Genomic DNA, 6,810 nt, shown 5'->3' with positions numbered 1-6,810 from the left:
GCATTGAGGCGGGTGCCGAGGACTATCTCCGCAAACCGATCAATCCCGTCCTGTTTAAAGCCCGCATTGCCGCCTGCCTCGAGCGTCGTCGTTGGCGAACGCTCGAAAAGCAATATCTGGCGCAGATAGAATTCGAGAAGGAGCGGGCAAACGCCCTACTTCATGCGATTCTTCCGAAGCAGGTGGTGAAGCGGCTTGCGGACGGAGAGGAAGTGATCGCCGATCGCATCGATATGGTGACGATTATTTTCGCCGATATCGTCAACTTCACGGAATTTGCAGCGCGAACGCCGGCTGCAGCACTGGTCCGGAGACTGGGAGACCTGTTTAGTCGTTTCGACGAACTTGCTGATCAATATGGCATCGAAAAGATCAAGACGATCGGTGATGCCTATATGGCCGCGTCGGGACTACTGGACCCTCGCGTGGATCACGCCGTCGCCGGCGTTGCGTTCGCCAAGGCACTGCTGGCCGAAATGTCTGGACGAGTCGATGATGGCTCAGCGCTCACCTTGCGGATTGGCATTCATAGCGGGCCGGTCATCGCTGGCCTAATCGGTCGGAAACGCTTTGTCTATGATGTCTGGGGACACACGGTGAATGTCGCAAGTCGCATGGAGTCTTGCGGCGCACCGGGTCAAATTCAGATATCGCAAGCCACGTTCGATGCAATTGGCGAATGGCGTATGCCCGCTCGCCGGGAAATCATCAATATTCGCGGCATCGGGAGATGCACAACCTACCTTTTGGAATAACACATCCTGTCGCCGTGCTCCATCGTCCCTGTTGCAAAGAACGACCGCTGGTGCAGAACGGTTCGTGGTTGCTGTTTCAAGCCGCGTAGATGCCGAAATGCGTGCTGATGAGACGATAGCCCCATCACGCTGTGGACGAAGTGCGGATCAGGCTTCCCTATACGATTTATGACAACCGTTGCGATCAAGAAAAGATTTGCGCGAAGAGAGATAGATTGTGAATTGCCTGGTTAAATGTGCAGGTCGGCGGTTCTAGCTAAGCCGATCAAGGCGAGCAATTTGGGAACGTGAAGAGTCGGTCGTATCTGGAATCAGACCACAGATGAACGCAACGCGACGCACAGCGTATTCTCCTTCAGGGGTTTGAAGGACATGTGTCGCTGCAGGGGCGTTGCTGGCGCCCTCTGCAGAAGAAGATCCAAGCCTTCACGTCGAACGCAAGCGAACTTGAAAGCTCCCGATAGGCCGCGATCTGTTGCTGGAGCAGCGCGATTTTCTGTTCCACCATGCCGATGGCATCGGCTCCGGCGATGAACCGGCGGGGCAGCTCCGGCTGATTGACCAGGGTGATCAAGGCTTGGGCGAGTTTTGCGGAATCACCGCTTTGCTGGCCGCTGGCGGATTTCCAGAAGTCGAGGTGTTTTGCGCGCCTTTCGTCGTAGTCGTTCACAGACGGCGGGGCATATCGGGTGGGTTCGTCAGCAGCAGCTCCGTTCGGAAGAAGCCCGGATTGACGATCACAGTCTCAATACCGAGTGGTGCCACCTCCGCCTGCAGCGATTCCATTTACATCAGCCGTCGCTAAACAAGAAAACGACATTCGTGATTACGCCAACGCAAGTGTAGAGCCGGTCAAAAAAGTGTCACAATCGGCGGAATAGCTCCGGCGCCAATCCGTTATCCAGCCGTTCCAGCAGGAGCGACGGCCATAACATGCTTGCGTTTACTAACCCCACGAAAGCCTCCAGCCGCGCGCTGCGCGCCGAATATATGCGGCTGAAACGTTCTGAAAGCCAACGTCATTGGTCAGCCATTCGTGGGATCACTATGTTTTATGACAAACAGATGACACGGCAGAGCGATGGAAAATCTCAAAGTTCGCACAGAAGACATTGATGACTTAGCCAAATTCACGCGCTTTAGCTTTGCCGATCTGCTACGGCAGATCAGTCAACTTCGCTGGCTCATATGGGCCATAACAGTGATCGCCCTCTGCACGGTGGGCAGTGTCTTGACGGCCGTCTTCCTGCCAGGTTCCCGAGCCGTTCTTCTCGGGGAAGACGGCATCATCGAAACCGGCGGCGCCGTATGCCTGGCAAGCGTTGTGCTTTTGGCAGGTTCAGCTGCTATCGTATCTGGGCCGCGCGCGGCTTTTTTGCTGGGCGGCCTGTTTGGCCTCGTCGAGTTGATGGATGAGACAAGCTTTGGCGCTCGCATCCTTGGATTTCAACCGCCAGCTCTCTACGGTGGAGGCGAACTCGATGGCGTCCACGATTTGCTGATCCTGGCCTACCGGCTTCTCGGCGATCTCAGTCCAAGTCTTGGCTGGGCACTGATTGGACTCATTCTTGCTGTTTCTCTCGGCTCATTACTCTTTGCGCTGAGAGTCGTATGGAACACGCGCATTGACGCAAGATGGCCGCGGCTTTCCAACCACGTGCTGATTTTCCTCCACGTCGGATTGATCGGCGTGGCGCAGGTGGTCGATGTAGCCACGACCTCCCGCACATTCTCTGCGGTGGAAGAACTACTGGAGTTCAATGCCGCCGTCTTGCTGTTGTTCTACGTCGCTCAGCAGGTCGTGGAAACCACGCGACGATCGAGATCGGGTCGATCGCGCCCCTGAGCGCGATGGCGGCGCGATAGAACGTGCGGCAGGTAATCCCCTCTGGAAGCCTTAACGACCAGAGAGGCAGTCGCGCTCCGAACCATAGTCATCTTCTGCAGAGACTTCGCTAATGCGGCTGAGACCCACTCATAATTCTGGAGCTGCTGCGGGCGTCACTCCGTCAGTGTCAGGTCATCTCCCATACTTTGCGCCACTCGGTGAACTCGGGGGGCGAATCTGATGCCGCGCGAAAATTACCTCGTGGAGCGTCGTTAACTCCGCTTCAGATCTCGACGCCAGGAGAGACCAATGTCAGTGTTCAAACTGTCAACATGGCATTGCTGGTCGCCTCAGCGGCCGCTGATTTTGCCAAGATAAATTGGCCTCGACGCTCGAAGCCGTATCGAAGGCTTACTGCGACAGTGCAGTTCCCAGCTCGACATAGGTCTCCGCCAGACGTCGGAGGCTTTTTGCGGCTTTTGACCGTCTCTGATGACAAGAGGGTACTGCAACGGACCGGCAAGGCGGGATTGTCGAGCCATGACCAAGGAAGCCTCAGATATGTCCACACAGTCAATTAAGTAGAACGCATCAGCGCTGAACGGCGCACCAGTTCTTCGCTGACAAGCCAAACAGTGAGACAGCGCAGTCGATTGTGGCGGTTCGCTGAGCATCAGTCTAAGAGCGTCGCGGGCGCATTGGGCATCGCACCACTTCAGGGCACTTTTGCCCGACTTGGGACCGACAGGCCATCTTCATTTCCGGGGCCGAACCCCGCCAACCTTGCCATCCAAAGAAAACGCGGCTATATATCTGGATATAGCATGGAGGCAGGCGATGAGCAACAGTGCGCAGAAGAGAGCTCTCGAGAATTATCGGTCCCGCCTGGCCGAGCGTGGCATCGCACGGTTCGAGATCCAGGCGCTCGACGCCGACCGCGATCTACTCCGATCCCTTGCCCGGAAACTGACGGAGGAAGGTCCGGAAGCCGGACAGCTCCGCCGGACCATACAGCAGGCAGTGGCGGGTGAACCTTCGAAAGTGGGCGGCATTCTCGCGGCGTTGCGTCGCTCACCTCTGGTTGGCGCGGATCTCGACCTTAGCCGGCCGCGAGAAGAGGGGCGTAAGGTCGATCTGTGACGCGCTACCTCCTTGATACAAATATCATCAGCAACGTCATAAAGCCGGAGCCGTCGGGCTCGCTGCTGACGTGGATGGGCGCGCAAAAGGACGAAGATCTCTTCATTTCTTCGCTTACCGTCGCCGAAATCCGCCGAGGTATCTTAGAGAAACCAAAGGGCAAGAAGCGCAGCAGCCTTGAAGCTTGGTTCGCAGGCCCCGAGGGTCCGCAAGCGCTGTTCGCTGGCCGTGTCTTATCGTTCGACGAGAAAGCTGGCCTCGTCTGGGCGCGGTTGATGGCCAACGGCAAAGCTAAAGGCCGATCGCGAAGCGCGCTAGACACAATCATTGCCGCCGTAGCCGAAGCGAACGAGTGCGTCGTCGTGACCGACAATGAAAAAGACTTCGAGGACGTGCAGATCATCAACCCTCTCCGTACCTCTGGGAGCCACCAGGAGGTAGGCAGATGACGATAGCTCGAACGGTCCGGCCGGTTCACTTCGAGGATTTCAGCGGCACAGAGTTTGAAACGCCTCTTGCCTCACCGTTGCGATGGCTGGACGGATCTCGCTTGGTTCGGCCAAACGGGAAGCGACCGAGGCGGCAAGGCTGCCAGATGCCCTGCAACTGCATCGCATTCACAGAGCCCAGAATATTAACTCAGGAGTTTCGGCGCCAATTGCCAGGCGTCAGGCCGGCGATACTCGAAAAAACCCGCGTGAAATGGCTCTGATCCGCGAAGCCGCAGGCGATGGCCACCTCGGCAAGTGGCGCGTTCGAGGCCCGAAGCAACTCGCGGGCGCGATTCACCCGCTCGCTGAGAAGCCATTGATATGGTGTCATCCCAGTCGTTTCCCGAAAAGCGCGAATGAAATAGCCGCGAGACAGATTGCAGACCTTCGCGACCTCCGAAATCGAGATGTTGCCGTCGAGGTTTTCGAGAAGCAGACTTTTTGCCAGTTGCTCATGCGAACGCGACAGGCTTCGTGATCTGTTGGAGGCCGCGATGGACCGACCGCCATAGCGTTGGACCAGATAGGTCCCGATGGCAGTCGCCATTTGGTCGACGAACAGCGCGCTTGCCTCCTCGGGTTTTTCGAGTGCCGGGGTCAGCGCGCGACAAAGATTGGCAAGCACGATATCTTTTGAAGCGGTTTCGGCCGCCAGCGACGTCACGCCAGGAAGTTCAGCGCCTTCGGCAATCCTGATGAGAGACGCAGGCGAAATTTCAAGCAGAAGGAAATCGAAAGGACCGCTAAGATCTGCCTTGTAGCCTTCGGAGAGATTGCGGATATAGATCGAATTTTCCGTAAAATCGTGGTTGGTCGCATGATGTTGATGATAGATGCGCCGCGTATGGCCACCGAGCGAAGATACGCCGACAACGAAACCTCGATCGCTTGCCGACGTCTTGACTTGATCGAGCCGCATGACGCTCGTCGCCTTGCGGAAGACCGCGATATCCGATCCTGCCAAAGCCTGGTTGATCGACAACTGCTTCAGAGGACATCCAAAACCATCCGTCGTCGGCCCAGCGGGTGATTTGATGTGACGGTCGGAAATTCGAACCAAGACGCACAGCCTTCATTTTAAAGACGCTGGAGCTGGGTTCTGACCCATTTTGGTGGCTCAGGCCTTCCGCGCCGACTTCTGGTGGATCGCCGAATCTCTTCGACGAGGATGCTTTTGTTCAAGATAGATGTTTGAAAGGTGTATAGGAACCTTCAAGGCGTGGCATCTCAGCGGACGGCTATACAGTCCCCAGCCCGGATGATCGAGACACATGTGAGTGAAGCGTTGGCGGCCAGTGAGAGAATTGCGGCATGTTTTGGTGTCGAGGCAGCGAGGGCGCTGGCGATCAGGCCTATTCGCGAGGCGAAGCTCTCTGTCGTGCATCTTGACCACTCCTATGATGACGGCGAGCATCCTGTCTTCCTTCCGCCCGATGACGCCTTCCTGGTCATGCTCTATCTCGTCGATGTCGACCATTCCGACATCTGGCCAGACCGACCTCCGGCACCTTTCAAGAGGTATCCCAGGGGCTCGATTTGTCTAATCAGCCTGAAGGATGGAGCCGCAATCTCCATTCGAGGTCGTTTTGAGGTCCTTGCGTTTCATATCCCGAGCTCGCATTTTGACGAGCTGGCGAAGGATGCAGGAGAACCTCGCGTCGACGACCTTGCGACCTGTCGCGGGGTCGACGATCAGGTAATCCGCAATATTGGTGGAGCACTGATGCCGATGTTCGATATGCCGGAAGAGGTCAGGGATACGCTGCTTCCGCATATCGGACTGGCGTTAAACGCCCATCTCGCGCATCGTTACGGACGGTCGCCCGCCCAGCGCCTGTTGGCCAGCGGTCAGCTGTCTCCTATGCAGGAAAAGCGTATCAAGACGTACATAGCTGCGAACTTATCGGAAAACATACCGGTCGATAAAATTGCCGACGCGACCGGTTTTTCATCGGATGAGCTCCGCTCCGGCTTCTTTGATACGACTGGGCAGTCTGTTCTCGAATGGATTTCGGCGTGTCGGATGAAGAAGGCCCAATCACAACTGAGCCGGACCGGTGAGACCATCGCCCAAGTGGCAGAAACGTGCGGTTTTGCGGATGAGAACACATTCGTCGAGACCTTCACGAAGGCGGTGGGTGTCACTCCTGGAGAGTGGCGTTCACGCAACCGGCACTAACAGATTTCACGATCGAGCGGCGCTGCTCTACGACCTTTCCCACGTCCATTCCCGTCGATCTCGGCTTTGAGGAAGAAGCCTAGGAATGTTCTGATGAGGACCAGTTTGGATGGAATTGTTTACCGCGAATCCGGATGCAGCGCTAACAGCCGCACCCGGACTTGCTAATCAGGCCTCGACGAACTTCAAGAGATCGGCGTTCAGGACATCGGCATGGGTTGTCAGCATGCCGTGCGGATAACCCTTGTAGACTTTGAGAGTACCATTCTGCACCAGCTTCACGGACAGCCTGCCGGTGTTGTCGATCGGCACGACCTGGTCGTCGTCGCCGTGCATGACGAGGGTCGGAACGATGATCGCCTTTAGGTCTTCCGTCTGGTCGGTCTCCGAGAAGGCCTTGATCCCATCGTAATGAGC

The 6,810-nt window shown here is 56.7% G+C and carries 7 protein-coding genes and 2 pseudogenes; 5 read left to right on the top strand and 4 right to left on the bottom strand.

Going from position 1 to position 6,810, the window contains the following annotated elements:
• A partial coding sequence (locus C9413_RS25450; RefSeq protein WP_281408676.1) for an adenylate/guanylate cyclase domain-containing protein occupies positions 1 to 755 on the top strand: 755 nt, incomplete at its 5' end.
• Between the two features lie 421 nt (positions 756 to 1,176).
• Here the strand turns inward: C9413_RS25450 and C9413_RS25445 are convergent.
• Positions 1,177 to 1,541, bottom strand: a pseudogene (locus C9413_RS25445) (short-chain dehydrogenase/reductase); the annotation flags it as partial.
• 295 nt (positions 1,542 to 1,836) lie between these two features.
• On the opposite strand from C9413_RS25445, the gene C9413_RS25440 reads away from it, so the two are divergent.
• Positions 1,837 to 2,601 carry a hypothetical protein gene (locus C9413_RS25440; protein WP_040114530.1) on the top strand — a complete coding sequence of 255 codons (765 nt, stop codon included), beginning with the start codon at positions 1,837 to 1,839 and terminating at the stop codon, positions 2,599 to 2,601.
• Positions 2,602 to 3,140: 539 nt separating this feature from the next.
• Here the strand turns inward: C9413_RS25440 and C9413_RS33810 are convergent.
• Positions 3,141 to 3,257: pseudogene (locus C9413_RS33810) on the bottom strand (aldehyde-activating protein); the annotation flags it as partial.
• 163 nt (positions 3,258 to 3,420) lie between these two features.
• Between C9413_RS33810 and C9413_RS25435 the strand changes: the two are divergent.
• Both C9413_RS25435 and C9413_RS25430 read left to right on the top strand, forming a co-directional pair.
• Positions 3,421 to 3,723, top strand: a complete 303-nt coding sequence (locus C9413_RS25435; RefSeq protein ID WP_040114531.1) for a hypothetical protein — start codon at positions 3,421 to 3,423, stop codon at positions 3,721 to 3,723.
• Positions 3,720 to 4,172 carry a type II toxin-antitoxin system VapC family toxin gene (locus C9413_RS25430; protein ID WP_040114532.1) on the top strand — a complete coding sequence of 151 codons (453 nt, stop codon included), beginning with the start codon at positions 3,720 to 3,722 and terminating at the stop codon, positions 4,170 to 4,172. The genes C9413_RS25435 and C9413_RS25430 overlap by 4 nt, the downstream gene beginning before the upstream one ends.
• A gap of 190 nt (positions 4,173 to 4,362) precedes the next feature.
• Here the strand turns inward: C9413_RS25430 and C9413_RS25425 are convergent, their stop codons facing one another.
• A complete protein-coding gene (locus C9413_RS25425; protein WP_040114533.1) occupies positions 4,363 to 5,196 on the bottom strand; it encodes an AraC family transcriptional regulator in 834 nt (277 codons plus the stop codon).
• A gap of 468 nt (positions 5,197 to 5,664) precedes the next feature.
• Between C9413_RS25425 and C9413_RS25420 the strand changes: the two genes are divergently transcribed.
• Positions 5,665 to 6,393: an AraC family transcriptional regulator gene (locus tag C9413_RS25420; protein WP_223844110.1), complete on the top strand. Its 729-nt coding sequence runs from the start codon at positions 5,665 to 5,667 to the stop codon at positions 6,391 to 6,393.
• A 168-nt stretch (positions 6,394 to 6,561) separates the two neighbouring features.
• Here C9413_RS25420 and C9413_RS25415 read toward each other — a convergent pair.
• Positions 6,562 to 6,810, bottom strand: a 249-nt coding sequence (locus C9413_RS25415) for an alpha/beta hydrolase (protein ID WP_170251063.1), incomplete at its 5' end; no start/stop codon positions are given.

The organism is Rhizobium sp. SEMIA 4085 (genome assembly GCF_013004495.1).
In the GTDB taxonomy this organism is placed as follows: Bacteria; Pseudomonadota; Alphaproteobacteria; order Rhizobiales; family Rhizobiaceae; genus Rhizobium; species Rhizobium gallicum.
This window is presented reverse-complemented; position numbering and strand designations above follow the sequence as displayed.